Genomic DNA, 25,631 nt, shown 5'->3' with positions numbered 1-25,631 from the left:
GATCGCCCTCCCGCCTTGTTGAGCCGCCTGCTTCCCGGTGCAGGGATGTGCCTTTCAGCTGTTGGGCTGACGGCACGCTATTGCTTGTTTGAAAGTTACATACACAATTTGGCAATTATCAAGCAGAAAATGCTGTTATTGATGTGGCATGCCGATATACGTTTGGTCGATGCTGAAGGTTTCTTACGGCAGCTTCTTGCCAAGGGCGCAGGTTGATCTGACCTGGGAAAGGGCGGGCAATGGCGCGTGCAAAGCGAAATCACCCGGCGAGAGCCGTTGGTGCAGCAATCTCGAAGCCGCCCGGCGACGACAATGTCGTGGCCGGCGACATCATCTCCCTCATCAGGCAGAGCGCTCTAAGCCTCAGCCCGTCCGAGCAACGCGTTGCCACGGTGCTGCTGGCCGATATGGAGTTTGCCGTTCACGCCAGCAATTCCGAGTTGGCCCGTCGGGCGCGCGTCAGCGAGCCGACGGTAACCCGGTTCAGCCGCTCCGTCGGTTGCCGGGGCGTCCGCGACCTCAAGGTGAGGCTGGCTCAAGCAATGGCGGTCGGGCGGATTTACGTTGAGCTTCCCCCGCATGTCGGGACCGATCTGGCGCGCCCCGCGCTCTGGCGGTCGGTGTTTCAGGAAATTCGCCGTGCAATTGCCGCTGCCGAGGAGGGACTTCGCAAGGAGGACATCGAGCGGGCTGCCGAAGCTATCTCCCGCTGTTCGAAGCTTGCAGCGTTCGGGGTGGGGGGCGGTTCCACTCTTGCGGCGGCGGAGGTTCAGAACCGGTTCTTTCGTCTTGGGATTGCCGTCTCGCATGCCTCCGATCCGAGCTTGATGCGCATGATTGCCGCGACCTTCGGACGGGATGATGTCGTCGTTGCCATCTCGACCACCGGTGCAGCCAACGAGGTGATCGAGGCAGCCAGTATCGCCAAGCAATACGGCGCCTTGGTCATCGCAATTACCAAGCCGCAAAGCAGGCTGGCCTCGATCGCCGATATTGCGCTTGGCGTACACGTGCCCGAGGCGCCCGACGCGCTCAAGCCGACGGCGTCGCGCTATGCATTTCTCGCCACCATCGATCTGCTTGCGGCGTCAACTGCCTATTGCAAACCGCTCGAAGCCCAGGCGCGCATGCGGCGGATCAAATACGAGTTGCTGAAGGGGAGCGACGGGGACGCCAAAGGGCCGCTGGGAGACTGAGCGGGCAATTAGCCCACCGCCCGCCTCTCGGGATTATGTTCGCAATATGGCCTCGATCTCTTGCGCTGCTTCAAGCAGCGTGCGGTCTTGTCCGCGCGCGGCGATGACCTGAAGGCCGAATGGAAGTTCGCACCGATCCGTTCCGCACGGCAGCGAAATCGCCGGCAGACGAGCATGATTGACAAAGGGCGTTAACGCCGCGTGCGCGCGCGGGCTCGCCGCGCGGCCACCGATCATGTCGGGTCCGAGCTGGGTGAATGGCCAGGCGACACAGGGAACGGTTGGCGCCAGCAGCAGATCAACCTCGGTGAAGAATGCCGCGAAAGCATTGGCGATTGCGGCGCTTGCCAGCAGCGCACCGGCAACGTCGGCGCCCGACCACGACAGCCCTCGCTCGATCTGTCTGGCGATGTCAGGATCGAACACGGTCGGATCCTCGCGGAAGGCATCTCGATAGAGTGCGGCGAGGCCGGCCTGCTGAAGCGGCATGATAGCCTCTTCCGTCGCGCCCGCCGGCCAGACGGGATCGCGCTGCGCGATGCTGAGGCCAGCGGCGGAGAGACGCGCGATGGCGAAAGCGAGCCCTTCAGCGACAACATCGTCGACGGCGACGTCGAGCCCAAGGCGCGGCGAGAACGCGATGCGCAGACCGGCGATGTTTTTGGCCTCTTGAGCGATGCCGGCTGAATCCGGATCGCGCGGATCGACGCCGGCCATGGCCTCGAACGCCAGCGCGATATCGGCAACGTCAGTGGCGATCGGCGCGATGACGGAGAGGCCGAAAAACGGTTCGGCGAAGCCTGGCCCATAGGGGATCGCGCCATAGGACGGTTTGAACCCCGCGACGCCGACATGGGCCGGCGGCCTGCGGCTCGAGCCGCCCGCATCGGTGCCGATCGCTAGCGGCACGAGGCCGGCCGCAACCGCCGTGGCAGGGCCGCCCGACGAGCCGCCGGGCGTCAACGTGGGATCCAGCGGATGCCGCGTTGGCCCATACAGCGGCGAGGTGGTCACGCCCTTGCAGGCGAATTCCGACGTTGCGCCGATGCCGACGACGACGGCGCCGGCCTTGCGCAGCTGCTCGATCGCAATCGCATCCTGCGGCGCGACGAATTCGGCGAACAGGCGCGAGCCCTGTGTCACACGCCAGTCACGGACCCAGATGTTGTCCTTGACGACGACGGGGACACCGGCGAGCGGCATCGTCTCGCCGGCACGCAGGCGATCATCGACCGCTGCGGCGTCGGCAAGCGTACGCGCAGGAGCGGTCGTCACCACTGCGTTCAGCGCCTTGGCGGCCTCGATGCGCGCAAGCGCGGCCTTGGCGGTCTCGACCGCACTCGTTCGTCCGGCGGAGACGTCGGCCGCAATCTCGCACGCGCTACTTCTTCCCTTTGTCATGGCCTCCCCAGACCAGTGCCAATGTGCCGCAGAGGGCGAGGCAAGCCAAGGCGAAGAAGGCGGCACCGAGACTGGCTGCGCTGTCCAGGAAGGACACCAGCGCCGGTGCTGCCAAGAGGCCGGCGTAGGATGCGGTCAGCACCGCGCCGGTGGTTTCGCCAATCCTGTCCTGCGGGGCGAGGCGTGCGATCTCGGCGACGAAGACACCGTTCCACCCGGAGGCCGTCAGGCCGAACAGAGTTGCAATCGCGAACTGGCCGGTCCGCCCGAGCGATACGCCATCGAGACCCAGCAGCGCGGCGCAGAACGTCATACCGAGGCCGATGACGACGAGAACTCCGCGCGAGGCATTGAGGCGCGTTGCGACGAAGCCCCAGCCGAGCCGGCCGATCAGGCCGCCGGCCTGGGCGCAAGCAAGCGCCATGCCGGCCTCGACATGGCTGAGGCCGAGCTCGCGGGTGCCGAGCGTGACGAAGACCGTATTGAGCGACACCTGCATCGCGCTGAAGGGCATCGAGGCCAGCGCCAGCATTGCGATGCGCCGGTCCGCGATCACCAGTGCCAGCCGCGTGCGAAGGCTAAGCTCCGGCAGTGGCACGACCTTGACGGCGTAGGCGGGCCGCAGGCGCTCGAACCACGCTATCGCCAGCAGCGCACAGGCGCCCACGGCGGCATAGCACCAGGCGGGCCCGAGCGAGATTGCGATCGCGGGCAGAACCAGCGAGCCGCAGACGGCGCCGATCTGGTTTCCGGTCTGGCGAACCGAGAACACGAACGCGCGCCGCTCGGCCGTCACGAGCCGCGCCAGCAGCACCGCGCTTGCGGGCGTCTCCGGTCCGAAGGCGAGGCCAAGACAGAGGCCGGCTGCGAGCAGGGCCGCCGTCGAGCCGAGCGAAGCCAGCGCCATGCTGGCGATGATCGCCGCCGCGCAGAGGCTCGCGATCCGCATCGAGCCCAGGCGGGCGATGAAGCCGCCGCCCCAGAACGAGGCGGGAATGCCGACCGCGAACACGGCGCAGGAGAACATCGAGAGCTGCCAGACCTCGATATGGGCGCGCGGTGCCACCACGCCCGGCGCGAACAGAGCCAGAGCCACCAGCGCCTGCAATGAGGTCGTGGCGCCAAGCGCGGGCAGCAATGCGGGCGCTGGTCGAACGGCCGTGTTTGCGTCTACCATGGTGCAGCGCTCTCGGGGGGAACATTGTGGCAGGTGGCATTTCCATTCACGCGGTCGATGTGGCGAGCGGACGCCCGGCGCAGGGTCTGCGCGTCGAGATCTGGCGGATCGATCCGGACTCGCTGCGCGTCGCCGACGGACGGCTTGGTGTCAACGGCGTGCTCGATCATCCCGTTGCGCAGGGGGCGGGCGTGACGGCGGGCGAGTATGAGGTCCTGTTTCATCTCGGCGAGTTCTTTGGCGAGCGCGACGGGTTTCTCACGGTGACGCCGTTCCGCTTTCGCATCAAGAATGTTGACGAGCATTTTCACCTGCCGCTGAAATTCACGCGCTGGGGCTATTCGCTGTTCCGCGGCGCCTGATCAGTTGGTCAGCCGCCGCGATAACCCCGTGACGCGCTCCATAATCGCGACCAACGCGACGGTTGCAATGATCAGCACGCCCGACAGCGCGGCGATGGTGACGTCGAGCTTGCCCTCGAGGTCCTGCCACATCCGGATCGGCAGCATGTCGGTGGCGGCATCACGCAGGAACAGCGACACCGGCACGTTGTCGAAGGACGACATGAAGGCGATGAAGGCGCCCGCGATGATGCCCGGCCGGATCAGCGGCAGCACGATGCGCCGGAACGTGTAGATGCGGCCGGCGCCCAGCACGGCCGAGCTCTCCAGCAGGGTCGGCTCCAGCTGGGCAAGCGCCGCAATCGTATTGCGCACGACATAGGGCACGCAGACCACGGTGTGGCCGATTACCAGCGTCAACGGCGACACCGGCAGGCCGACCAGCGAGAACAGCATCAACGCGGCAAGGCCAAAGGCCAGCGCCGGCAGAACCAGCGGCGACATGAAGAGGGAATCGAGCAGCCGCGCCGACAGCGTCGGTGAGCGCGAGATCGCGAGCGCGGCGGCAACGCCGAGCACCACGGACAGGCCCGTCGCCCACAGTGCCACGATGAGGCTGTTCTTGGCTGCGAAGTGCAGCTGCCAGGCGTTCCACAATTCGGCGTACCAGCGCAGCGAATAGCCCGGCGGCGGAAAACGCAGCGAGAAGCCGCTGGTGAACGAGACGATCAGCACCACCAGCGACGGCGCGATGATGATGATCAGCGCAATCGCGGCGATCAGGCTCATGACCAGCTCGAAACTGAACGCCTCCAGGGTGCGCTTGCGCCCGCTCATCACGCACCTCCATAGCCGCGCGACAGGCGGCCGAGCGTGGTGAAGACGGAGACGACCGCGAGCACCGCGAGCAAAAAGATGATCGAGATTGCGGAGGCAAACGGCCAGTTCTGCAGGGTCGAAGCCTGCTGGTAAAGATACATCGGCATGAACAGCATCTGTCCGCCGCCGATCAGCGACTGGGTGATGAAGGCCGTGATCGCGGCGGCATAGGTCAGCGTGCAGCCGGCGATCACGCCGGGCAGCGACAGCGGCAGCACGATCCGGAAGAACGTGCGCCAGCTTCCAGCGCCGAGCGAGCAGGAGGCGTCGTCGAGATTGGAATCGATCCGGCCGAGCGCGGTGATCAGCGGCAGCGTCATCAGCGGCATCTGCACCTGCGCCAGCGCGAGGACGACGCCGAACTGGGTGTAGAGCAGTTTCAGGGGCGTCTCGATGATGCCGAGCGATTGCAGCGTCGCGTTGATGATGCCCTGGCGGCCCAGGATGACGATCCAGGCGAAGGTACGGACCACGACGCTGGTCAAAAGCGGCAGCAGCACGATCAGGATGATGATGGTCTGAAGCCGCGGCCCGACCCGCTGGTAAAGCCAGGCGATGGGAAAGCCGAGCACGAGGCAGACGGCCGTCACCTCGGCCCCAAGCAGCAGCGTCGAGCCGAGCACGCTGAGGCTGAAGGGATCGGTGAGGAAGTGCAGATACTGGCCGAGTCCCCAATGGAGCGCGGCCGTGTCGTTGTGCAACGAGAGCCACAGTAATTGCAGCAGCGGCGCCACTAAGAACACTAGGAAGAACAGCGCCAGCGGCGCTGCCAATCCCATCCCGTAGGACGTGACGTCTCGTGATGCCGGTGCTGTGCCCATCATGAGTCCTTGAAGCTCTAGATCTTGATCTCGCGGTTGAAACGCTCGATCCAGGCCGAGCGCTGCTCGTTGATCTTCTTCCAGTCCTGGAACACGAATTTCTGCTTCAGCTCGGCCGTGTCCTTGGCGAGCACGCGCGCGATCTCGCCGCCCATCGCCACCTTGGAATTGGTCGGCACGATCAGGTAGGGCGGGTTCATCAGCGTGGTCTGCACTTCCGGGGTCAACGACGCCTCGATCAGCTTGAAGGCGAGCTCGCGGTTGGGCGAGTTCTTGACGATGTGGATCGTGGTCTTGAAGGCGATGGCACCTTCCTTCGGGGCCACGAACTCGACCGGCACGCCGCGCGCTTTCAGGATCTGGATGGCGTTGAAATTGCCGGGCGAGATATCGATCTGGCCCTGCTGGAACAGGGTGGCGAGCGCGCCGGGATTGGCGGCGACCGCGGCGAGGTTGGGCTTCAGCTCCTCGATCGCCTTGAAGCCGGGATCGACATTGGCTTCCGAACCGCCGCGCATCTTGGCGATCTCGACCAGCCAGCCGGTGCCGAGCGTCGAGTTAAGGTTGGTGATGCCAACGCGGCCCTTGAACTCGGGCTTCCACAGATCGGCCCAGGAGGTCGGCGGCGTCTTGACGGCTTCCGGATTGTAGGTGAGGCCGACGACCTGAAAGAAGGGGGCAGGGCCCATCGGCTCCTGGGCCTCGGCGATCAGGTCCTTGTAATAGGCGCTCTTCTCGACGGGGTATGGCTCGACCAGATCCTGGCCGATTGCGACCAGGGCCGGGCCGGGATCGTGCAGCATGACGTCAATCGGCGGATTGGCCTTGGCGGCGTTCACCTTGGCGATCTGGTCGACCGAGAGCATGGGGTCGAGCACCATCGCGGCATCGGCGTTCGCCTTGCGAAAGGCCGGCACCAGCACGGCCTTGTGCGCCTCCTCCCAGCTTCCGGTGAAGGTCGCAAACACCAGCGGGCGGGCCTGGGCGTAGCTCAGTCCGGGAAACGCCTTCATGGCGCCGAGTGTGAGTGCGGTCGTCATCAGGCTTCGGCGGTTCATGATCATGGTCGAACTCCCTCTGGACAAAAACTGAATTCAAAGCGTTGCAGGAAAAGCGTTTGCGAGCGACGGGGCGAGCGGCGCGAGGCGCACCGCGGCGCCGCTCTCCAGGGTGCGCGTCTCGCCGATGCGCGCCTGGGAGATCTTGACGCCGGAGCCGTCCGCGGTGGTGACCTCGTGGACGACGGTGGCTCCTAACGGCAGCGACATGCCGACCACGCCGGCAAAGCCGGTCTCGTCGCCAACGAATTGCAGATGCTCGGGGCGTATGCACACGGTGACGCGGCCGCCCTCGGTGAGAGCGCCGCCGGCGGGACGCGCAATGATTTCCGCGCCGGCATCGAGGCGGACTTTTGCGGCCGTGCGGTCTGCCGAGACGACCACGCCGGGCATGCGGTTGCTGGCGCCGACGAACGTGTTGACGAACAGGGTCTGCGGCCGGTCGTAGACGTCCGACGGCGACCCGAACTGCTCGAGCTTGCCGTGGCTCAGGACGGCGACGCGGTCGGCCATCGACAGCGCTTCTTCCTGGTCGTGGGTCACGATCAGCGTGGTGATGCCGGAGACGCGCTGGAGCCGCTTGACCTCGATCTGCATGTCGAGCCGCAGATTCTTGTCGAGCGCGGCAAAGGGCTCGTCGAGCAACAGGATTGACGGCTTGATCGCGAGCGCGCGGGCCAGCGCGACGCGCTGCTGCTGGCCGCCGGAGAGCTGCCGTGGCAACCGTTCCGACATGGTCGGCAGCTGCACCAGATCCAGCAAGCGCTGTGCTTCGCGCTGGCGGGTCGCCTTGTCGATCCCGCGCGCGGCAAGCCCATAAGCGACGTTCTCGCTGATGCTGAGATGGGGGAATAGTGCGTAGTTCTGGAACACGATGCCGACCGCGCGGCGGTTCGGCGGTAGCGCGTCGACGATGTCGTCGCCGATGATGATCCGCCCCTGCGTCTGCGCGATGAAGCCGGCGATGATGCGCAGCAGGGTAGTCTTGCCGCAGCCGGAGGGGCCGAGCAGGGCGATGATCTCGCCCCCTTTGATGTTGAGATTGATGTTCTCGACCGCGAGCGCGCCGCTCGGATAGCGGTGGGTGACGGCGTCGACCACGAGCGATCGGCCGCCTTGCGCTTCAGCCATGGTGTTGCCTCCCGTTGCCCCGGAGTAGAAAGCAAGTCTCATGCCCGCACCGGTCGCTTTTCGCCGCGAGGTTTGGCATGGTGGGGTGATGACGTCGGATCGATCGGTTTGCGACCTCACTGCCACGGCCCTCGCAGGCGCCCTCGCGAAGGGCGAACTCTCCTCGCGCGACGCGGTCGAGGCGCATCTGGCGCGGATCGCGAGTCTTGATAGCCAATTGGCGGCCTTCGTGACTGTCGATGCGGAGGGGGCCCGCCGTGCCGCTGATATCTGCGACGCCGCGCCAACGCGGGTCGGCCCGCTGCATGGGGTGCCCATAGGGATCAAGGACCTCACCGACACTGCGGGGGTTGCGACCACGTACGGATCGGCTCTGTTCCGCGATCATATTCCGGCCGAAGACGATCTCGTGGTCGCGCGATTGCGGCGCGCTGGCGCGATCATTCTGGGAAAGACCAACACACCCGAATTCGGCTTCGGCGCGGTCTGTACCAACAAATTGTGCGGGCCGACGCGCAATCCGTTCGATCCGGTACTGACTTCGGGTGGATCTTCCGGTGGCTCCGCGGTTGCGGTCGCGGCCGGCATGGTGCCGTTGGCCCATGGCACCGATTTCGGTGGCTCCGTGCGCACGCCCGCAAGTTTTTGCGACGTCGCCTCGATCCGGCCGACGCCCGGTCGCATCCCGGCGCCGCATCGCCCCCTCGGCTGGGACATGCTCGCCACCCACGGTTTTCTCGCCCGCGGCGTCGACGATCTCGAGCTTGCGCTGTCGATCTGTGGGGGAGGCGATGTGCACGACCCACTCTCGATCGGTGTCGTCAATGAGGATCGGCCGGTTGCAGTGCGTCCCCGGATCGCAGCGACGCCCGATTTCGGGATCGCGGCCGTCGCGCGCGATGTCCGTGCACGTTTCGCCGCGGCCTGCGAGGCGCTCGGAGCCGTGGCCGATGTGGTGCCGTCCGCGCCCGATTGCGGCGGTGCGATCGAGGCATTTCGGACGCTGCGCGCCGCGCACATCGCCAACGGCTATGGCGAGCTGCTGAAGTCGCGCCGCGCCGAGCTGACGCCCACCGTGATCTGGAATATCGAGGCGGGCGCAAAGCTCTCCGCGGAGGACTATCTCAATGCCGAGCGTCGCCGCACCGCGATCTATCGCAGCTTTCGCGAGCTGTTCAGCCGCGCCGATTTCCTGGTAGCGCCGGCGGCGTCCGTTTTGCCCTGGCCGAATGAGATCAGCGACGTCACCACGATCGATGGCGCGGCGCTGGAGACGCCGATCGATTATCTCGCCGTCACCTTCATCGTGTCGCTGGTCGGTTTCCCGGTGCTGACCCTGCCGGCCCCCCGAGCGCAGAACGAGCTGCCGTTCGGTATCCAGATCATTGCACCGCCGGGATGCGAATCCCGCCTGTTTGCCTTCGGCCGTACGATTGAGAACAAGCTTGGTTTTTCGCATCGCTGGCCGCAGCTCCCCTAGTTATCGCGATGCTCGAGCCGGGCGGCGAGCGCATCGGCAAGACCAAGGGTGGGTTTGGCGGCGGGCCGGCGGTACGTGCCTGCGGTTGCCTTGCGCAGGCGAAGCGCGACCAGGGCCTCGGCCTGCTTCACCGACGCGATGACTTGATCGACGACTGGGACGGGGATCCGGTCGGCCACGCGCTCGGCGAGGCCCGAGAGCGGCGCACCTGCAAAAATCAAGACGTCCGCGTCGTCCTCCACGATCGCGCGCCTGGCGAGATCGACCAGCACATCCTCCTTCTCGGTGCCGACCTCGGAGATCGCCTGGAACGGCGTATCGAGCATGCGGATGCCGGCGCAGCGCTCCCACAGCCCGTGGGCGCGGACGCATTCCTCGTACCAGGGGCCGAGCGCCTGGGCGAAGGTGACGATGGCGAAACGCCGTCCGGCCATGCAGGCGGTCAGCATCGCCGCTTCCGCCATGCCGACCACGGGAATGTCGAAGGTTTCGCGCGCGGCGAACAGGCCGGGGTCGCCGAAGGCGGCGATGATCGCGGCGTCGACCTTGCGATGCTGCCCGGCCAGCATCTCCAGCGCAATGGCACCGCCGATCTGTGCCTCGGTGCGTGTCGAGATATAGGGCACGCCGCGGGTCGCGGTGCAGGGGATCAGCTCGGTCCCGGGCGCAGCCGCGCGCTGCCCGACATCCGTCATCAACTGGGTGACTGCGGTGCTGGTGTTCGGGTTGAGCAGCAGCAGCTTCATGATTGCGCCGCCGTCTGCTTGGCTTGAGAGGCCGCGATGACTTCGAGCAGCGCCGTGCCGGTGCGCCGAACATGGGCGCCGAGCAGGCGTCCTGCGGTTTCGCTATCGCGCGCCTCGAGCGCGGCAAGGACGCCGGCGTGCTCGTCGACCGAATTGCTCCAGCGCCGGTCGGCGCCGAGCGCGAGGTAACGCGCGCGCTCGGCGCGGGAGATTAGCGTCACGTGCGCCTCGCGCAGCGGCGTGTTGCGCGCCATGCGGACGATGGTGTCGTGGATCTCGCCGTTGATGGCGAAGTACTCGTCGAGCTTGCCGTTGCGATGATGACCTTCCATGCGGGTCTGAAGCGTGCGCAGGCGGGCGAGATCGCGCTCGGTGGCGCGCTCGGCGGCGAGCTCGGCGGCCAGCCGCTCGATGCCGGCCAGCGCCTCGAACAATTCCGAGATGCCGTCGACGGCGAGGTCGGCGATGCGCGGGCTGCGGTTGGGGCGGAGCTCAATCAATCCCTCGGCCGCGAGCACTTTCATCGCCTCGCGCAGCGGAGTGCGCGATACGCCCAGCTCCTTCGACAGCCTGGTTTCCTGGGTCTGCGATCCCGGCGGCAGCTCGCCGCGAATGATCATCGTCCGCATCCGCGCGGCGGCGCGCTCATGCAGGCCCATCCGTTTGAGTTTGGGCGACTTTCGGCCCGGGTTGGGTTCGGATTTTTGCGGCACGCCGGCCTTCCTGCTGACGTGCGATCGTAGCTAATTTCCTTCACGTGAGGTGCCCAAATAGAAGACGTATGTGGCTCAAAACACGTGCATATCGAATAAATTGTATGCAGCATGCAGATTGCGGGTTGCGTGGACCGATGCGGACGCGGATGATCCTTTTGAGGAAGCGGAGGAGCGCTTTCGCCGCAACGGAGCGACTGCGATCGATGTCAATTGTGCGCAAACGCCTCGGCATGATCACGCCGTCCTCCAATTCGGTGCTGGAGCCCGTCACCAGTGCGATGCTCGCCGGCGTGGCCGATGTCACCGCGCATTTCTCGCGTTTCCGCGTCACCGAGATCGCACTCGACGCCGCCGCGCTGAACCAGTTCGACGCCTCGGTGATGCTGCCTGCGGCGGACCTGCTGGCCGATGCGAAGGTCGATGCCATCGCCTGGAACGGTACGTCCGCAAGCTGGCTCGGCATCGGCAGAGACCGGAGCCTTTGCGAGGCAATCACGGTGCGCACCGGCGTGCCGGCGACGACCTCCACGCTCGCCTGCATCGATGCCGCTCGCGCGCTCGGCGCCAAACGTGTCGGCCTGGTCTCGCCCTATACCGACGACGTGCAGCGGCGGATCGGTCACGTCTGGGCCGAGGAGGGGATCGCCCCGCACGCGGAGCGGCACCTCGGACTGCGCGACAATTTCTCTTTCGGCGAGGTCGCGCCTGCGACGATTGCTGGCATGATCCGCGCTGTGGCGGCTGACGGCGCCGATGCTGTCGTCATCCTCTGCACCAACCTCGACGGCGCCGCGCTGGCGGCTTCGCTCGAACGGGAATTGAATGTCGCGGTGGTCGATTCGGTAGCGGTCACGCTGTGGCGAACCCTGGAGCTCGCCGGCGGCGATGCCGGGGCTCTTGCCGACTGGGGGCGGATCTTCCAGACATCGACGGTCATCAAGTGATGGAGACTCCTGTGACGCAGCTCGATCTTGCTATTCGCGGCGGCACCATCGTGACGGCCAGCGACGAGTTCCGCGCCGATATCGGCATTCGCGACGGCCGCATCGTCAGCATTGCTGATCATCTCGAAGGCGCAGCGCGCGAGATCGACGCGACCGGGCTGCTGGCCCTGCCGGGCGGGATCGACAGCCATGTCCACATCTCGCAGGCCTCCGGCCCCGACGTGGTGATGGCCGACGACTTCGCCTCAGCGACCCGTTCGGCAGCCGCCGGCGGCAACACCATGGTGCTGCCGTTCGCGCTGCAGCAGAAGGGCACGTCGCTGCGGACCTGCGTCGAGAACTACCGCAAGCTTGCCGAAGGCGAGTGCTATATCGACACGGCGTTCCATCTCATCATCTCCGATCCGACCGCGGTCGTGCTCGGGCAGGAGCTGCCGGCCCTGGTCAAGGACGGCTACACCTCGTTCAAGGTGTTCATGACCTATGACGACCTCGTGCTCAGTGACAAGCAGCTGCTCGAGGTCTTCGAGGTCGCGCGCCGCGAGGAGGCGCTGGTGATGGTCCATTGCGAGGGTTACGACGCCATCCGTTTCCTGACCTCCAAGCTGGAACGCGAGGGCCATATCGCGCCCTATTATCACGGCGTGTCGCGGCCACAGGCGGTCGAGCGCGAAGCCACGCATCGCGCCATCAGTCATGCCGAGGTGATCGGCGTTCCCATCATGATCGTGCACGTCTCCGGGCGCGAGGCGATGGAGCAGGTGCGCTGGGCTCAGCAGCGCGGATTGCCTGTTCATGCCGAGACCTGCCCGCAATACATTACGCTGACGGCTGACGACATGAAGGGTCTGAACATGGACATGTCAGGCGCGAAATATGTCTGCTCGCCGCCGCCGCGCGACGCGGAAAGCCAGCAGGCGATCTGGGAAGGCATCACCACGGGCGTGTTCCAGACTTTCTCGTCCGATCACTGCCCGTTCCGTTACGACGATCCCAGGGGCAAGCTGACGCCGAACGGCCGCACCTCGTTCCGCTGGGTGCCGAACGGCATTCCAGGTGTCGAGACCCGGCTGCCGATTCTGTTCTCCGAAGGCGTGTCGAAGGGACGGATCAGCCTGCAAAAATTCGTCGAGCTGACCGCGACCAACCATGCGCGCATCTACGGCCTCTATCCGCGCAAGGGCTCGATCGGCGTCGGCTTCGATGCGGATATCGTGCTCTGGGATCCCAAATTGAAGAAGCCTATTCGGCAGGCCGATCTGCATCACGGTTCGGACTACACGCCATGGGAAGGGTTCGACGTCACCGGATGGCCGGTAACGACGATCGCCCGTGGCCGGGTGGTGTACGAACACGGCAGGATCGTCGGCGACAAAGGCGCAGGCGACATTCTCAGCCGCGGCAGGTCGAGCCTGATCTGATCGGACTCAACGCGTTGCTGCTCAGCTATGGCGCCCGTGCGCGCGGCGCGACGGCCGTCTCAAGTCCACAGATCATGCCGGTCATATGTTCGTATCCAGCCTTCGCATGCAGCAAAACGAATCTAATCAATTCGGACAAGGTTGTCAGGCCGTCCCCCATAAGGCGACGTCCTTGACACGATTCTCGAAGCTGCCTGGTGGCGTCGTCCGACCTGTGCCGGGCGCTCAGCCGTGCGGAATGAAGCCGTTCAACGAAGCGTCATGGCGCAGATGTTCGACCAGCCCGGCGGCATCGCGGCCGCCATTGCGCTTGGGATCCTTCATTTGCGCGCAGATCTCGGCGCCGCTTTTTCCGAACCGGATGAAGTCAACGGGAGCGAGTTGCCAGTCGATGCCGGCGCGGGGCGGAGCGGGAGCCGGTTCGTTTACTTGCGTCGAAGTCATGTGACAGGTTGAGCAAGGGATCGCCTCCTTGTCTTTACGGCTTTCTCCACCGTGGATGTTCATGCCAGCGGGCAGCATCCGCGCTCTCCTGCATGGACAGTTGATAGACGGTTGCCGGCGCGTCGCCGGCCCTACTTGCCGGCGTGGGCGCGGAGCTGATGTCATGGCTGGATTCTCCCGCACGTCAATTTGGGCAAGTATCAGTTCATTCGGATTTGGCTAGGCGGCCATTCGCAACAGATCGACGATGTCGGCTTCGCTTTTAAAAGGCCGCGGATTGGCCTGCACGAAGCGATGATTGATCGCAATCTTGCTGATCTGCTCGAAATTGTCTTCGCCGATCCCGACGTCGGCAAGGCGACCGGGTAGTCCAAGTCTCCTGGTGAATTCTGCGAAGGCGGCTGCCGCTTCCATGCCCGGCTCGCCAAGAGCCGCTGCTAAGCGCGTTTGCGCATCCTCTGTGAACGCCTTGTTGTAGCGAAGTAGGCTCGGCATGATGACCGGTGTGCAATAATAGTGTGGTACGCCGAAGGTCCCGCCAAGCACGTGGCCGATGCCGTGACTGGCTCCCATCGGGACCCGCGCCTGGAGGCCGAAAGCGGCGAGCCACGCGCCATATTGAGACAGTCGACGCGCCTCCAGATCATCGGGTTGCTGCAAGGTCCGTTGCATTCCCTCCCGAAGCGTGCGGATGCCGGCCAGGACCACCTCGTCGCTAAGCGGCGTGCCGGCGGGTGAGCACAATGCTTCGATGCCGTGGTCCATCGAGCGCGTTCCCGATCCCATCCAGAGCTTCGAGGGCGTATGGACGGTAAGGGCAGGGTCGAGAATGATCGCCACCGGCATCATCAGAGAATGGAAGAAGATCTGCTTCAGCCTGCTGCGTTCATCGGTGACGAGCGCTGCTGCATTGTATTCGCCGCCGTTCAGCGTGGATGGCACCGCGATCTGTCGAACCTTTGGCGATCGGAACGGAGAGACGGTGACGCCCGGGCCCATGGGAAATGGATCGAAACCCGCTTCGTCACGGATGTCATGTTCCATCGCCATGATGACGATCTTGGCGAGATCGATCGCCGAGCCTCCCCCGACGGCGACCACCAGGTCGGCTCCGGCGTCTTTGGCTTGACGGGCAACCTCGGCAGCTTGCTTGCGCGTGGTGTGCTCTGCAATTCCATCGAAGGTCGCGACATGTCTTTCGCCGAGCGCACGCCGGATCTTCTCGATCTCGTCGGTCTTGGTATTCAAGGTGCGGCTGACGATCAGGAAGACGCGCTTGGCATCCAGCCGCACCGCTTCATCGTTCAAGGCCTCAGACGCAGCTTTGCCGTAAACGACACGGTCGATCGCCGGAAAATTGTGTATCCCTGCTTTGCGCATTTGCGTTCTCCCTGTGAGTTATCAAGCACCGATCTTCAAGCGGCGACAGTGTCGCGAATCTGTCGCGACGCCGTTTCCAGAAAGGCCTGAGCGAGATCGGGATCGTTGACGACGCGTGAGAGTGTCAACGCTCCGACCATCGTCGAAAGAATGGCCATGGCTTTGCTCCTGGATTCCTCGTCGCTCGTTTCGGCAATCAGGCGGCTGAGGATTTCGATATGCGCTTTGATCCCGCCTTCGAACGACGCTTTCACCTCGCTGCTCTGTCTGGCCACATCCGAGCCGAGCGCCACGATCGGGCAACCGTCCATCTTTTCGTCGCGATGATCCGTGCTGAGATAGAACCCCATCACCGCCCCGAGGGGATCCTCAGGGGCCGCGGCGATGGCGGTCGACCATCGCAGCGTGGCGCTCTCCAGCGCGCGCGTCGACGCCTGCGCGGCCAGGTCCTCCTTTGACTCAAACTGCTTGTAGAATGCGCCTTGGGTCAGCCCGGCAGCTTCCATCAGGTCCTTGAGGCCGATGCCGTCAAATCCCCGCGACCGAAACAGGCGGCTTGCGACATTGATGACGTTTTGCCGGTTTTCCTCAGCCTGAATGCGACTCACTCGCATCATTGGTCTCCCCATTTTAGATTGCGTTCGACATCTATTATCCGGTATAGAGCTCGAACGCAATCTATCTGGCATGAGGCCACGTTATGAAAAAGCGACAGATGATCGTGCTGGGGAGCGTCCTGATCGCGGGATGCGCGGTGGCCGCATTCGTTACGCTTCGCGCGCCGGCGGCCTCGGCCGTGAGCGATCCGAGGCAAGAAGCCCCGATCGTCAGGATCGCGGCCGCGGGCGCGGGTGACCGGATCGGGGCGCGGGTGCAGAGCAGCCTCGGTTTTCGCGTTCCCGGCAAGATCGTGGAGCGGCTTGTGAATACCGGTGAGCAGGTCAAAGCCGGTCAGCCGCTGATGCGGATCGACGAAACCGACCTTCGTCTTGCGGTCACGGCGAAGCGCAACGCCGTTGCTGCCGCGCGCGCGTCCGTCGTGCAGACCGAAGCGGACGAACCGCGATACGCCAAGTTGGTGAGCAACGGCTGGGCTTCCCGACAGCGCTACGAGCAAGCCAAGGCCGCGCTGGATACGGCCGAGGCGCAGCTTGCGAGCGCTGAAGCCGATGCACGGGTTGCCGAGAACGAGGCGACGTACTCGATCCTGGTCGCGGACGCGGACGGAACGGTGGTCGAAACGCTTGGCGAGCCCGGGCAGGTCGTTTCGGCCGGCCAGACGGTTGTTCGGATTGCCAAGGCCGGTCCTCGCGAGGCGGTGGTCGCGCTCCCTGAAACGATCCGGCCGGCAATCGACTCCGTGGCCGAGGCCAGCGTGTACGGAGCAGCCGAAGGGTGGCGCTATACGGCGCGTTTGCGGCAATTGTCCGACGCCGCCGATGCCCAGACCCGAACCTATGAAGCCCGGTATGTCCTGGACGGTGAAGCCGCGGCCGCACCACTTGGCGCGACGGTGACCATTCGGCTACCGAGCCAAACGAGCGAGCCGCAAGTTCAGGTGCCGCTCCGAGCAGTGCTCGATGATGGCCGCAAGACCGGAGTTTGGATCCTCGACAGCGCCACCTCAACCGTACGCTTTCGGCCGATCAAGCTTGTTCGGGTGACCGACGAAACCGCCGTGATCTCCGGCTTGAATTCTGGTGATCCAATTGTTTCGCTCGGCGCTCACCTCCTGCAGGAGGGCGCTCGTGTCAGGACCGCCGCTGAAAGCCGGAGCAACTGAAGAGTCTCAATCGTTCCGCCCCAGCCGCTGGAGAAGCACATGTACAGCTACATCGTCGAGCAGGAAATCCATGTCAACAACCATCGCTGGGATGAAGCGGTGAAGGCGGTCGCGCCGCACATCCATCACCGTGTTTCCGGCCATCACGCGTTGGGCGGGGAGCGCCACGACAAAGCGGCCCTGCGCCGCTGGTTCGAGCGGCTCGGACGCGTCCTGCCCACGCTCCATATCAGGGTCAACAACGTCTGGGTGAAGGGCTGGCCCTGGAACACCACCGTGTTTGTCGAATGGGACGGCACCGCAACGCTGCTCGATGGCGACGGCTCGTACGTCAACCGCGGTCTCCACGTGTTCACCCTGCGGTGGGGCAGAGTCCATGCCCTCGAGGAATTTCAAGATTCACAGGAAGCCGCGCGCGGGCTTGCCGCCCAAGCGGCAGCTGGCCTCAAGGAAGCTGCCGCCCAGCCAATTGTAAGTTAGCAGATGAACCTTAATCTTTCCGCGATCGCCGTTCGCGAACGGGCCGTTACCCTGTCTTCATCATCCTGCGTTCGGGTTCAACGCCATTCTTGGCCTGATCGGACTGGCAGGCATCCTGATGCGCAATACCCTGATCCTGACCGAACAGATCAAGGAGAATCGTGCTGCCGGCCTCGATGACTATCACGCCGTCATCGAAGCCACCGTGCAACGCACCAGGCCGGTGATCCTGACCGCACTTGCCGCCGTGCTGGCCTTCATTCCTCTGACGCATTCCGTGTTCTGGGGATCGACGGCTTATACGCTGATTGGCGGCACGGCAGTTGGCAAGGTCCTGATCCTGCTGTTCCTTCCTGCGCTTTATGTGGCCTGGTTTCGCATCAAGCCAGCCCCCTATGAGCGTTCGGCGAAGGATGCAGAATTGCGAACAGCAATCGCCGCCGAGTAGGGCTCGGCGAAATCTATCCCTGCTGCGCCGTGGGTGCCTGGCTAGATAAGCCAGGCACTGCGTGGTCTCGCGGCGGCCTTATAGTTCAAAAAAAGAATGTGTGCAGCAGCATGGAAATGCGCCAGCGATCCTGTCCTAGAACAGCCGAAAACGCGGCCTTATACGCAGGATTTAGACCAAGTTATTTCCAAGTACGAGGACGGGGCCTGTCGTCCAAGTCACGGCACGTGAGCATCTAATCGCTTGACGAGTTCAAAAAAAGAACTGTAGGCTGCGCACGAGATGGCCGAACGCAACGGCCGCGACGTGCCGGATTTGCGGCTGGACCTGTTCTGCGCGATGCCTCTTCGCAAAGGGCGCGACGAGCCGCCACCGGCGCAACAAAACAAAGCCGCACACTCGAGAAGGGGTGCAAGTTTGGGAGGACGCAATGCTGGTGAGATGGAAGATCGTCGCGGCTCTGGCTCTATTCCTGAGTGGTCCCGCATTCGCCGCCGACGAGCCGGGAATCTCTGCTACCGAAATCAAGATTGGCGGGGTTTTTCCCTTCAGCGGACCGGCATCATCGATCGGTCTCGTGGGCAAGGGGCTCATGGCCTACGTTCAGGCGTTGAACGACCGCGGCGGCGTCAAAGGACGCAAGATCAACTACATCGCCTATGACGACGGATATAGTCCTCCCAAAGCGGTGGAGCACGTCCGCAAGCTGGTCGAAAGCGACGAAGTGTCGTTCATGTTCGGCCAGCTCGGCACGCCCGGCATCTCGGCCACTGCAAAATACCTGAGGGCCAAAGGGGTACCGAGTGTCGCCATCGTCAGCGGCTCGTCCAAGTTCACGGACGTCGCCAATTACCCGCTGATCACCACGGGTCTTGTCAGCTACGACACCGAAGGAAAAATCTACGCCAAATACCTGACGAGAACGCTACCGAACGCCAAGTATGCCATCCTCTATCAGAACGACGATCTTGGCAAAGATTACGTCGCTGCCTTCAAGGCGTTTCTCGGCAAGGATTTCGACCGCAAGGTCGTCAGTGCTTCCTACGAGGTCACTGAACCGACGATTGACTCACAGATTACCAATCTGAAGAGCTCGGGTGCCGAGGCCTTGGTGATCGCCGGGACGCCGAAGTTTGCGGCGCAGGCCATCCGGCAAGCTTCGGTGATTGGCTGGAAGGCGACCGTAATCATCAATTTCCCGTCCGGATCGGTCGGAGGCACGCTCGCACCGGCCGGCCTCGACAAATCGGTCGGCGTGATGGTCGGGACCACCAACAAGGACGTCCTGGACGAGACATGGAAAGACGACCGGGGTATGCAGGCCTACCGGGCGTTTTTCGAAAAGTATCTGATGGGCGCCGATATCACCAACGGCAGCTATCTGACCGGTTATCAGCAAGGCGTCCTGCTCGAGCGGATCCTCAAGCAATGCGGTGATGATCTGTCGCGGAAGAATATTCTGGCGCAGGCGAAGAACCTGAAAGACGTCGTCGTTCCGACTGTGCTGCCCGGGATCAAGGTCAACACGAGCGAGACCGAGAACATGATCTGGACGCAGATGCGGCTGCAGCGCTGGACCGGCACGACGTGGCAAGCGTTCGGAGACGTCTTGGACGCCAGGTCGGAGTGACGCTTGGCGCAGCCCGCCCGTTCTATCCATCCGCGGTAATTCAGGAGATCGTATTCGATGTCGGCGAAGCCATTGACGTTTGCGCCACGGGAGCTCTCTGTCGAGCGCCGCACCGACGGCACGCTCATATTGAGGTCGCCGCTCGAATTGGGGCCATGCGACTGGCGCGTCACCGATTTTCTGCCGCGCTGGGCAAACGCGGCTCCGGACAGAATATTCCTCGCGCAACGCAATCCCAAAGGGGGATGGGACGAGATCACCTATAGCGAGGCATGGTCGCAGGTGCAGGCGGTCGGCCAGAGCTTGATCGACATGGGCGCAAAGCCGGCTGACAGGCTGGCAGTGCTTTCGGGCAACTCCATCGAGAACGCGGTGATCTCCTTTGCGGCGATGTCGATAGGTGTCATTCTGGCGCCTATATCGCCGAACTACACGCTGATGCCCGGCGGCCTTGCGCGCCTCAAGGACATCGCGCAGGTGCTGCGTCCGAACTTCGTTTTCGTTCAGAGTGGACGCGACTTTTCCGCGGCCCGTTCCATTCCCGAATTGGCAGACTCGACCTGGATCAGCGTCGATGGCGCGCCGGAGACGACGCCCTTCCGGGTCCTGACGGATCGAACGGACCGTGAAGGATTCACGCGTGCGTCGGGTGCAATTCCCAGCGACGCCGTTGCAAAAATTCTCTTCACCTCCGGTTCGACCGGCCTGCCAAAGGGCGTGCTGAACACGCATCGCATGATGGCGAGCTCGCTGCAAATGGGGAGCCTGCTGGTGTCGCCTCCGGAGGCGCCGGTTCAGGTCGAATGGCTGCCGTGGCACCATACGATGGGCAGCAACGTCATTCTTCACGGCATTCTCAGGAACGGCGGGACGCTCTACATCGATGACGGTCGGCCGCTGCCTCAGCTCTTTCACAAATCGGTGGCGAACCTCAAGGAGATCTCGCCGACGGCGATGTTCAACGTTCCCGCCGGCTATAACCTGTTGTGCGATGCCATCGAGAACGACTTCGCCCTCGGCGCCAGCATCTGCAAACGGCTGGATCGATTGAGCTACGCGGGGGCTGCCATTTCGCAAGGAACGCTCGAAAAACTCTATCGGCTGACTTCATCGGTCACGGGCCGGCGGATTCCGGTGATGTCGGGGTACGGGACGACCGAAACGGCGCCGACAATCAGCACGACGCATTGGGCAACGGATCGGCCGGGCGAGATTGGCCTTCCCGCGCCGGGCGTGCAGCTGAAACTGATCCCTGTTTCCGACACGTACGAGGCCAGGGTCAAGGGCCCCAACGTCACCCCCGGTTATCTCGGCAGAGCCGATCTGACGGAGAAGGCTTTCGACGAGGAGGGGTTCTACCGCATCGGCGACACCGTGTCGTTTATCGATCCCGAGAAGCCGGAGTTCGGTCTGCGTTTCACCGGCAGAATTTCGGAGAACTTCAAGCTCGCGAACGGCACCTGGGTTGCGATCGGCAATATGCGTGCCGCCATCCTGGCCGCAACGCGCGGCGTCCTACTGGACATTGTCGTTGCCGGAGAAAACCGTGATGCCTGCGCGCTGCTATGCTGGCTGAATCCAACCGAGGCGGCGCGGATTTCGAACGCGCCGGCTGCGGATTTGACCTGCGACCCCAAGGTGCTCGAATTCCTGAGACATCGTTTGCAGGAATACAATGAGGCCGTCGGAAGCAGCGAAAAAATCTGCACGTTCACCCTGCTGAAGGATCCGCCCTCATTGGCCGCGGGAGAAATCACCGACAAGGCCTATGTCAATCAACGTGCTGTGCTCAAGCACCGGGCTGAACAAGCGGACCGTCTCCACTGCAACGAACCCGACGCAGCCGTGATTCGAGTCTGATTCAGTGCCTGACGCCGGTGGCCGGCTCAAGCGGCGCTGCGGCGCGCCTTTGCCTTCGGCTTGTCAGGTGCGGCTGTCGTCAGCGGGCTTTGGGCGCCGGGGCCTGGATGGGTATGAACCTCTTTGGCCGAGAGCGGCTCGCCGCATTCAGAGCACACCATGACCGGGTCGAAGTCCTTTCCGCACTTGCGGTGCTGGTGCAGCAGCGGCCGGCCGCGCTCGTCGACCATGTGAGTGTCGCCCCAATGCACGAGCGCCATCATGATCGGATAAAGATCGAGACCCTTCTGGGTCAGGATATATTCGTGCCGCTTTGGCGCCTCCTGGTAGGGAATGCGGCGCAGAATGCCCTGCCGGACCAGCTTCTTCAGCCGTTCGGCGAGGAGATGACGTGTAATTCCGAGCGCCGACTGGAATCCTTCGAAGCGCCGCGTGCGCAAAAAACATTCGCGCAGGATCAGAAGGGTCCAGCGGTCACCGATCACGCCGATGGTCCGGGCCATCGAACACGGCTCTTCCTCCAGTTCTTTCCACTTCATCCGTATTCTCCAGTCATCCCAGCGAGACCCGCTCGAATCGCTGCCGAGGCCGCCATGTTTGCCTTGCATTCTAGATAGGTACTGAATTCCAAACAATACCCGATGAAACGGTCAAACCAGCATAAATCTAGCCGAATTTGACAGTTCGTTTTTAGAACTGTAGAAGTGAGAACAGGCAAGCCATGCGATTGGATCGCCGGTCCCTGACCATCCAATACGCTCTGCGGGAGAAGCGGTCATGACCCTCAAGGTTGAATTCCAGTTCGATTTCGGCAGCCCAAACGCGTATCTGGCGGAGGTCGCCATCCCCGGGATCGAGCGGCGGACCGGGGTAAAATTCGAGTACGTCCCGGTCCTGCTCGGCGGGATCTACAAGGCGACCGGCAACATGTCCCCGTTCGACTCGCTTCGCGGGATCAAGAACAAGCCGGAATACCAGGCGCTCGAGACCCAGCGGTTTATCCGCCGCCACAACATCACGAAATTTCGTCAGAATACCTTCTTTCCAGTCAACACTTTGATGCTGATGCGCGGCGCCGTCGCGGCCCAGTTCGAAGGCGTATTCGAACCCTATTTCCGCGCCGCCTATCATCACATGTGGGAGGAGCCCAAGAAGATGGATGATCCCGAAGTGTTCCGGACCGCATTTGCCTCCTCGGGGATCGACATCGACAGGCTGGTTACGCGCGCGCAGCAGGATGACGTCAAAAAGAAGCTGATTGACCTGACCAATGACGCGGTCGCCCGCGGTGCCTTCGGCTCGCCGACATTCTTCGTCGGTAAGGAGATGTTTTTCGGCAAGGATCAACTCCGGGACGTCGAGGAATCGATCGTCGAACAGACCCGGCAGCCCGTTTCCAAGACCGGCTAGTTACCGACTTGCGGTCCGTGCGGGTTGAGGCGAAGGGCTGACGGTAAGCCGGAGTTTATCCTCAGCCCGTCGGCAGAAAAACAATCCAGGAGAGTGAAATGGCTGGTCCGCTTAGCGGCGTTCGTGTCCTCGATCTGACCGGCGTGGTGTCGGGCCCGTTTGCGACCATGTTTCTGGCGGACCAGGGCGCCGACGTGCTCAAGATCGAGCCGATCGGTGGCGATATCACCCGTCGCAGCCGGGCCACCATCGACAAGGACGGCGAGTTCTCCGCGCTGTTCATCTCGTCCAACCGCGGCAAGCGTTCGCTCTCGATCGACGTCAAGAGCCCCGCCGGGCACGAGGTGCTGGCCAAGCTGGTCGCGCAGGCCGATGTTCTGGTGCAGAACTTCCGGCCCGGCACCATGGAGCGCCTCGGCCTCGGCGTCGAAGAACTGCGCCAGCGTCATCCGCGCTTGATCTATGTCTCGATCAGCGGCGTCGGCGACACCGGGCCCTATGTGAAGAAGCGCGTCTACGATCCAATCATTCAGGGCCTGTCGGGCTTTGCCGATATCCAGTCGCAGCCGGTCACCAATCGCCCGCAGATGATCCGCACCATCGTGTGCGACAAGACCACCGCCGTGTTCACCGCGCAGGCGGTGGCGGCGGCGCTCTACGCGCGTGAGAAGACGGGGCAGGGGGATCATATCCAGGTCGCGATGCTGGACGCGATGATTTCCTACCTCTGGCCGGAAGGCATGATGCAGTACACGGTGGTCGGAGCCGAGGCCGCTGCCGCCGATCCCAACGACCGCCCGGATCTCGTGTTCAAGACCAGCGATGGTTACATCACGGCCGGCACCATCTCAGATTCCGAATGGCAGGGCTTCTGCCGCGCGTCCGGCGATCCCGAGCTCGCCAACGATGCCCGGTTTGCGACCCCGTCCGCGCGTTCGGTGAACGCCACGGCGCGCATCAACAAGATGGCGGAGTATATCGGCCGGCACACGACCGCCGAATGGCTGGAGCGGTTGGACGCTGCGGATGTCCCTTGCGCGCCGATCCTGCGGCGCGGCGAGATCATCCACAATGAGCAGGTCGTGGCGCGAGGAATCATCGCGGAGTTCGACCAACCGAAGGTCGGTCGTGTGCGCCAGCCCAAACCCGCGGCCCGCTTCGAGGTCAACCAGGCTGCCATCGGCGGACCGGCCCCGCGCGTCGGGGAGCACTCGCGCGAGGTGCTGCGCGAACTGGGCTACGATGATGGCGCGATCGACGATATGGTCGCTGCACGGACGCTACGCGTGGCCATGTAGGTCGAAGCGCTTCGCGCGTCCGGCGAACGGTTCTCAGGCCTTGGCAGGCGTCGGTTTAATTGGTGCGCGCGGAGCATTCGCGGCAACCGCTCGCTGGTAAGCCTCCCGGCTTCGCATGCGCTCGAGATAGGGCCGCGCATTGTCGCAGATGCCTACCCCGTAGGCGACCGCCCAGTCCAGGCACGTCGTCAGCAGGATGTCGGCGCTGCTGAATCGCTCGCCCATGATAAAATGTCGGCCGTCGGCCAGCGCGACCTCGACATGGCGCAGCTGCGCCCGAAAGTATTCTGCGGCTTGAGCTACGACCTCCGTCGCGACGCCGTAAATTGGGCCGAGCGCATCGGCGCTGTGACGGCGCATCACATACAGGCTAGTCGAGTCGAGCTCGGTGACGATAAAGAAGCACCATTCCAGCCACGCGGCATAGTCGCGGGTGGATTCAGGGATCAATGCACGCTCCGGCGTTGAGTACATCCGCGACAGATAAGCGACGATCGCGGCGCTCTCGCCGATGCGGAAATCACCGTCCTGCAGCAGCGGAATCTTCTGGCGCGGATTGAGCCTGGTATATTCGGCGGTCTTGGTCTCGCCGGTCCGTGGGCCGATCGGTTTGATCTCGTAGGCCAGCCCCAGCTCGTGCATCGCCCAGTGCGGCCGAACGGTGCGGCTTGTCCCGACGCCCCACAAAGTGAGGTCTGGATTGTCGCTCATGTCACCATTTCTCTACGGCGGGGCGAAGATCGAGTTCATGGGTCCAGCCGTCGCGGCTTTGCTGATGGGCAAACCAATACGCTTCGGCAATTGAGGAGGTCTTGGTCAGGCTGTCGGGCGGGATCTCACTGGCCTCGATCCCCCTGGCCGCTTTCATGCGCTGATGAATAGCCTCGCTATCGACGCCAGCGTCGATGATGAGATGGACGACGTGAATGTTCTTGGGCCCGAGCTCGCGCGCCATCGCCTGGGCCAGCGCGCGAAGGCCGAATTTTGCCGACGAGAACGCGACAAATCCCTTGCTGCCCCGGATGCTTGCGGTCGCACCGGTAAAAAGAATGGTGCCGCATCGGCGCGGCAGCATGACGCGCGCGGCTTCGCGTCCGACCAGGAAGCCGGCGTAACAGGCCAGCTCCCAGGCCTTGAAGAAGAGCTTTTCGGTAGTCTCCAGCAGGGGCTTGTTGACGTTCGAACCGGCATTGAACAGGCAGATCTCGATCGGACCGATGTCGCGCTCGACGCCCGCGAATAGCTTCTGGACTTCTGCTTCCTGACGGGCGTCGACGCTGAAGGCGTGGATGTTGTGGCCTTTCGCCCTGAGCTCGTCGACAAGCGCCTGAGATTTGGTCGGATCGCGTCTGCAGATGCAAATAGTGTAGCCGCCGCTGGCAAACCGCCGCGCAACGGCAGCGCCGATGGCATCACCCGCGCCGACCAGCATCGCGACCCCGCGACTTTCTCCCATGCTGCCTCTCCCATAAGTTCTTATTTGATACGCTATGGGTATCGGTTGGAAGTCCGGTTGTAAACGGTGTTCTCAAGAGCGCTGGAACAGGGCAGTAAGCTTGCCGTTTTCTGATCCGATCGTGACAACAA

General features: G+C 63.6%; 26 protein-coding genes and 1 pseudogene. 13 read left to right on the top strand and 14 right to left on the bottom strand.

Annotated elements, in window-relative coordinates:
* Window positions 1-18 precede the first annotated feature (18 nt).
* On the top strand, window positions 19-216 hold the full coding sequence (locus IVB54_RS24965) for a hypothetical protein (RefSeq protein WP_247337525.1): 198 nt from the start codon (window positions 19-21) through the stop codon (window positions 214-216).
* A 101-nt stretch (window positions 217-317) separates the two neighbouring features.
* On the top strand, window positions 318-1,196 hold the full coding sequence (locus IVB54_RS24960; RefSeq protein ID WP_247299698.1) for a MurR/RpiR family transcriptional regulator: 879 nt from the start codon (window positions 318-320) through the stop codon (window positions 1,194-1,196).
* A 33-nt stretch (window positions 1,197-1,229) separates the two neighbouring features.
* On the opposite strand, the gene IVB54_RS24955 is transcribed toward IVB54_RS24960, so the two are convergent.
* Window positions 1,230-2,597 (bottom strand): amidase, encoded by a 1,368-nt coding sequence (locus IVB54_RS24955; RefSeq protein ID WP_018458749.1) that lies wholly within the window; start codon window positions 2,595-2,597, stop codon window positions 1,230-1,232.
* Entirely contained in the window at window positions 2,578-3,774 is a 1,197-nt protein-coding gene (locus IVB54_RS24950; protein WP_026233652.1) for an MFS transporter, read from the bottom strand. The genes IVB54_RS24955 and IVB54_RS24950 overlap by 20 nt, the downstream gene beginning before the upstream one ends.
* Before the next feature lie 26 nt (window positions 3,775-3,800).
* Between IVB54_RS24950 and IVB54_RS24945 the strand changes: the two genes are divergently transcribed.
* Window positions 3,801-4,136 carry a hydroxyisourate hydrolase gene (locus tag IVB54_RS24945; RefSeq protein ID WP_026233653.1) on the top strand — a complete coding sequence of 112 codons (336 nt, stop codon included), beginning with the start codon at window positions 3,801-3,803 and terminating at the stop codon, window positions 4,134-4,136.
* On the opposite strand, the gene IVB54_RS24940 is transcribed toward IVB54_RS24945, so the two are convergent.
* Genes IVB54_RS24940 through IVB54_RS24925 form a run of 4 tightly spaced genes read right to left on the bottom strand, consistent with a single transcriptional unit; the run spans window position 4,137 to window position 8,004 of the window.
* Window positions 4,137-4,952, bottom strand: a complete 816-nt coding sequence (locus tag IVB54_RS24940; protein WP_018458752.1) for an ABC transporter permease — start codon at window positions 4,950-4,952, stop codon at window positions 4,137-4,139.
* On the bottom strand, window positions 4,952-5,815 hold the full coding sequence (locus IVB54_RS24935) for an ABC transporter permease (protein WP_026233654.1): 864 nt from the start codon (window positions 5,813-5,815) through the stop codon (window positions 4,952-4,954). Before IVB54_RS24935 ends, IVB54_RS24940 begins: the two co-directional genes overlap by 1 nt.
* A 17-nt stretch (window positions 5,816-5,832) precedes the next feature.
* Window positions 5,833-6,879, bottom strand: coding sequence for an ABC transporter substrate-binding protein (locus IVB54_RS24930; protein WP_007608710.1), 1,047 nt, complete (start codon window positions 6,877-6,879; stop codon window positions 5,833-5,835).
* A 30-nt stretch (window positions 6,880-6,909) separates the two neighbouring features.
* Window positions 6,910-8,004, bottom strand: coding sequence for an ABC transporter ATP-binding protein (locus IVB54_RS24925; RefSeq protein WP_018458754.1), 1,095 nt, complete (start codon window positions 8,002-8,004; stop codon window positions 6,910-6,912).
* Window positions 8,005-8,092: 88 nt separating this feature from the next.
* Here IVB54_RS24925 and IVB54_RS24920 point away from each other — a divergent pair, with 88 nt between their 5' ends.
* Window positions 8,093-9,484, top strand: a complete 1,392-nt coding sequence (locus IVB54_RS24920; protein ID WP_247776485.1) for an amidase — start codon at window positions 8,093-8,095, stop codon at window positions 9,482-9,484.
* Here IVB54_RS24920 and IVB54_RS24915 read toward each other — a convergent pair.
* Both IVB54_RS24915 and IVB54_RS24910 read right to left on the bottom strand, forming a co-directional pair.
* On the bottom strand, window positions 9,481-10,230 hold the full coding sequence (locus IVB54_RS24915; RefSeq protein ID WP_018458756.1) for an aspartate/glutamate racemase family protein: 750 nt from the start codon (window positions 10,228-10,230) through the stop codon (window positions 9,481-9,483). The genes IVB54_RS24920 and IVB54_RS24915 overlap by 4 nt on opposite strands.
* Entirely contained in the window at window positions 10,227-10,943 is a 717-nt protein-coding gene (locus IVB54_RS24910) for a GntR family transcriptional regulator (protein ID WP_018458757.1), read from the bottom strand. Before IVB54_RS24910 ends, IVB54_RS24915 begins: the two co-directional genes overlap by 4 nt.
* 206 nt (window positions 10,944-11,149) lie before the next feature.
* On the opposite strand from IVB54_RS24910, the gene IVB54_RS24905 reads away from it, so the two are divergent.
* The gene (locus IVB54_RS24905; protein ID WP_018458758.1) at window positions 11,150-11,890 is read left to right on the top strand and encodes an aspartate/glutamate racemase family protein; all 741 of its coding nucleotides are present in this window, start codon (window positions 11,150-11,152) and stop codon (window positions 11,888-11,890) included.
* A gap of 11 nt (window positions 11,891-11,901) precedes the next feature.
* Window positions 11,902-13,311 carry a dihydropyrimidinase gene (gene hydA, locus IVB54_RS24900; protein WP_026233655.1) on the top strand — a complete coding sequence of 470 codons (1,410 nt, stop codon included), beginning with the start codon at window positions 11,902-11,904 and terminating at the stop codon, window positions 13,309-13,311.
* A 225-nt stretch (window positions 13,312-13,536) separates the two neighbouring features.
* Here hydA and IVB54_RS24895 read toward each other — a convergent pair whose 3' ends face one another.
* The 3 genes from IVB54_RS24895 to IVB54_RS24885 all read right to left on the bottom strand — a co-directional run bounded on the left by IVB54_RS24895 (window position 13,537) and on the right by IVB54_RS24885 (window position 15,749).
* A complete protein-coding gene (locus IVB54_RS24895) occupies window positions 13,537-13,833 on the bottom strand; it encodes a hypothetical protein (RefSeq protein WP_231188681.1) in 297 nt (98 codons plus the stop codon).
* A gap of 141 nt (window positions 13,834-13,974) precedes the next feature.
* Window positions 13,975-15,135 (bottom strand): iron-containing alcohol dehydrogenase, encoded by a 1,161-nt coding sequence (locus IVB54_RS24890; RefSeq protein ID WP_018458761.1) that lies wholly within the window; start codon window positions 15,133-15,135, stop codon window positions 13,975-13,977.
* A 35-nt stretch (window positions 15,136-15,170) separates the two neighbouring features.
* Entirely contained in the window at window positions 15,171-15,749 is a 579-nt protein-coding gene (locus IVB54_RS24885; protein WP_026233656.1) for a TetR/AcrR family transcriptional regulator, read from the bottom strand.
* Between the two features lie 86 nt (window positions 15,750-15,835).
* On the opposite strand from IVB54_RS24885, the gene IVB54_RS24880 reads away from it, so the two are divergent.
* From IVB54_RS24880 to IVB54_RS24860, 5 genes and pseudogenes are all read left to right on the top strand, one after another.
* A complete protein-coding gene (locus IVB54_RS24880) occupies window positions 15,836-16,918 on the top strand; it encodes an efflux RND transporter periplasmic adaptor subunit (RefSeq protein WP_247299695.1) in 1,083 nt (360 codons plus the stop codon).
* A 39-nt stretch (window positions 16,919-16,957) separates the two neighbouring features.
* Window positions 16,958-17,398, top strand: coding sequence for a nuclear transport factor 2 family protein (locus tag IVB54_RS24875; protein ID WP_247776484.1), 441 nt, complete (start codon window positions 16,958-16,960; stop codon window positions 17,396-17,398).
* Between the two features lie 70 nt (window positions 17,399-17,468).
* Window positions 17,469-17,846, top strand: a pseudogene (locus IVB54_RS24870) (efflux RND transporter permease subunit); the annotation flags it as partial.
* A gap of 430 nt (window positions 17,847-18,276) precedes the next feature.
* On the top strand, window positions 18,277-19,476 hold the full coding sequence (locus IVB54_RS24865) for an ABC transporter substrate-binding protein (RefSeq protein WP_018458766.1): 1,200 nt from the start codon (window positions 18,277-18,279) through the stop codon (window positions 19,474-19,476).
* Window positions 19,477-19,533: 57 nt separating this feature from the next.
* Window positions 19,534-21,336 (top strand): AMP-binding protein, encoded by a 1,803-nt coding sequence (locus IVB54_RS24860; protein ID WP_018458767.1) that lies wholly within the window; start codon window positions 19,534-19,536, stop codon window positions 21,334-21,336.
* Between the two features lie 26 nt (window positions 21,337-21,362).
* Here the strand turns inward: IVB54_RS24860 and IVB54_RS24855 are convergent, their stop codons facing one another.
* On the bottom strand, window positions 21,363-21,875 hold the full coding sequence (locus IVB54_RS24855; RefSeq protein ID WP_018458768.1) for a helix-turn-helix domain-containing protein: 513 nt from the start codon (window positions 21,873-21,875) through the stop codon (window positions 21,363-21,365).
* 238 nt (window positions 21,876-22,113) lie between these two features.
* On the opposite strand from IVB54_RS24855, the gene IVB54_RS24850 reads away from it, so the two are divergent.
* Together IVB54_RS24850 and IVB54_RS24845 are read left to right on the top strand one after the other, a co-directional pair.
* Complete coding sequence (locus tag IVB54_RS24850) at window positions 22,114-22,746, top strand: 2-hydroxychromene-2-carboxylate isomerase (protein WP_018458769.1); 633 nt, start codon at window positions 22,114-22,116, stop codon at window positions 22,744-22,746.
* 98 nt (window positions 22,747-22,844) lie between these two features.
* Entirely contained in the window at window positions 22,845-24,044 is a 1,200-nt protein-coding gene (locus IVB54_RS24845; protein ID WP_018458770.1) for a CaiB/BaiF CoA-transferase family protein, read from the top strand.
* A gap of 33 nt (window positions 24,045-24,077) precedes the next feature.
* Here IVB54_RS24845 and IVB54_RS24840 read toward each other — a convergent pair whose 3' ends face one another.
* Entirely contained in the window at window positions 24,078-24,755 is a 678-nt protein-coding gene (locus IVB54_RS24840) for a glutathione S-transferase family protein (RefSeq protein ID WP_026233657.1), read from the bottom strand.
* A 1-nt stretch (window position 24,756) separates the two neighbouring features.
* Window positions 24,757-25,500: an SDR family NAD(P)-dependent oxidoreductase gene (locus tag IVB54_RS24835; RefSeq protein WP_026233658.1), complete on the bottom strand. Its 744-nt coding sequence runs from the start codon at window positions 25,498-25,500 to the stop codon at window positions 24,757-24,759.
* Window positions 25,501-25,631 lie beyond the last annotated feature (131 nt).

This window comes from Bradyrhizobium sp. CW1 (assembly GCF_023100665.1).
GTDB classification, from domain to species: domain Bacteria; phylum Pseudomonadota; class Alphaproteobacteria; order Rhizobiales; family Xanthobacteraceae; genus Bradyrhizobium; species Bradyrhizobium canariense_D.
The sequence above is the reverse complement of the archived record's forward strand: the minus strand, read 5'-3'. Positions and strand labels throughout refer to the sequence as shown.

Coding starts and splice junctions, on each gene's coding strand:
- IVB54_RS24920 (WP_247776485.1), top strand. CDS start 8,093: ATGACGTCGGATCGATCGGTTTGCGACCTCACTGCCACGGCCCTCGCA.
- IVB54_RS24855 (WP_018458768.1), bottom strand. CDS start 21,875: ATGAAGTGGAAAGAACTGGAGGAAGAGCCGTGTTCGATGGCCCGGACC.
- IVB54_RS24905 (WP_018458758.1), top strand. CDS start 11,150: ATGTCAATTGTGCGCAAACGCCTCGGCATGATCACGCCGTCCTCCAAT.
- IVB54_RS24865 (WP_018458766.1), top strand. CDS start 18,277: ATGCTGGTGAGATGGAAGATCGTCGCGGCTCTGGCTCTATTCCTGAGT.
- IVB54_RS24950 (WP_026233652.1), bottom strand. CDS start 3,774: ATGGTAGACGCAAACACGGCCGTTCGACCAGCGCCCGCATTGCTGCCC.
- IVB54_RS24840 (WP_026233657.1), bottom strand. CDS start 24,755: ATGAGCGACAATCCAGACCTCACTTTGTGGGGCGTCGGGACAAGCCGC.
- IVB54_RS24940 (WP_018458752.1), bottom strand. CDS start 4,952: ATGAGCGGGCGCAAGCGCACCCTGGAGGCGTTCAGTTTCGAGCTGGTC.
- IVB54_RS24860 (WP_018458767.1), top strand. CDS start 19,534: ATGTCGGCGAAGCCATTGACGTTTGCGCCACGGGAGCTCTCTGTCGAG.
- IVB54_RS24915 (WP_018458756.1), bottom strand. CDS start 10,230: ATGAAGCTGCTGCTGCTCAACCCGAACACCAGCACCGCAGTCACCCAG.
- IVB54_RS24850 (WP_018458769.1), top strand. CDS start 22,114: ATGACCCTCAAGGTTGAATTCCAGTTCGATTTCGGCAGCCCAAACGCG.
- IVB54_RS24935 (WP_026233654.1), bottom strand. CDS start 5,815: ATGGGCACAGCACCGGCATCACGAGACGTCACGTCCTACGGGATGGGA.
- IVB54_RS24835 (WP_026233658.1), bottom strand. CDS start 25,500: ATGGGAGAAAGTCGCGGGGTCGCGATGCTGGTCGGCGCGGGTGATGCC.
- IVB54_RS24925 (WP_018458754.1), bottom strand. CDS start 8,004: ATGGCTGAAGCGCAAGGCGGCCGATCGCTCGTGGTCGACGCCGTCACC.
- IVB54_RS24885 (WP_026233656.1), bottom strand. CDS start 15,749: ATGCGAGTGAGTCGCATTCAGGCTGAGGAAAACCGGCAAAACGTCATC.
- IVB54_RS24890 (WP_018458761.1), bottom strand. CDS start 15,135: ATGCGCAAAGCAGGGATACACAATTTTCCGGCGATCGACCGTGTCGTT.
- IVB54_RS24930 (WP_007608710.1), bottom strand. CDS start 6,879: ATGATCATGAACCGCCGAAGCCTGATGACGACCGCACTCACACTCGGC.
- IVB54_RS24895 (WP_231188681.1), bottom strand. CDS start 13,833: ATGCTGCCCGCTGGCATGAACATCCACGGTGGAGAAAGCCGTAAAGAC.
- IVB54_RS24875 (WP_247776484.1), top strand. CDS start 16,958: ATGTACAGCTACATCGTCGAGCAGGAAATCCATGTCAACAACCATCGC.
- IVB54_RS24845 (WP_018458770.1), top strand. CDS start 22,845: ATGGCTGGTCCGCTTAGCGGCGTTCGTGTCCTCGATCTGACCGGCGTG.
- IVB54_RS24880 (WP_247299695.1), top strand. CDS start 15,836: ATGAAAAAGCGACAGATGATCGTGCTGGGGAGCGTCCTGATCGCGGGA.
- IVB54_RS24955 (WP_018458749.1), bottom strand. CDS start 2,597: ATGACAAAGGGAAGAAGTAGCGCGTGCGAGATTGCGGCCGACGTCTCC.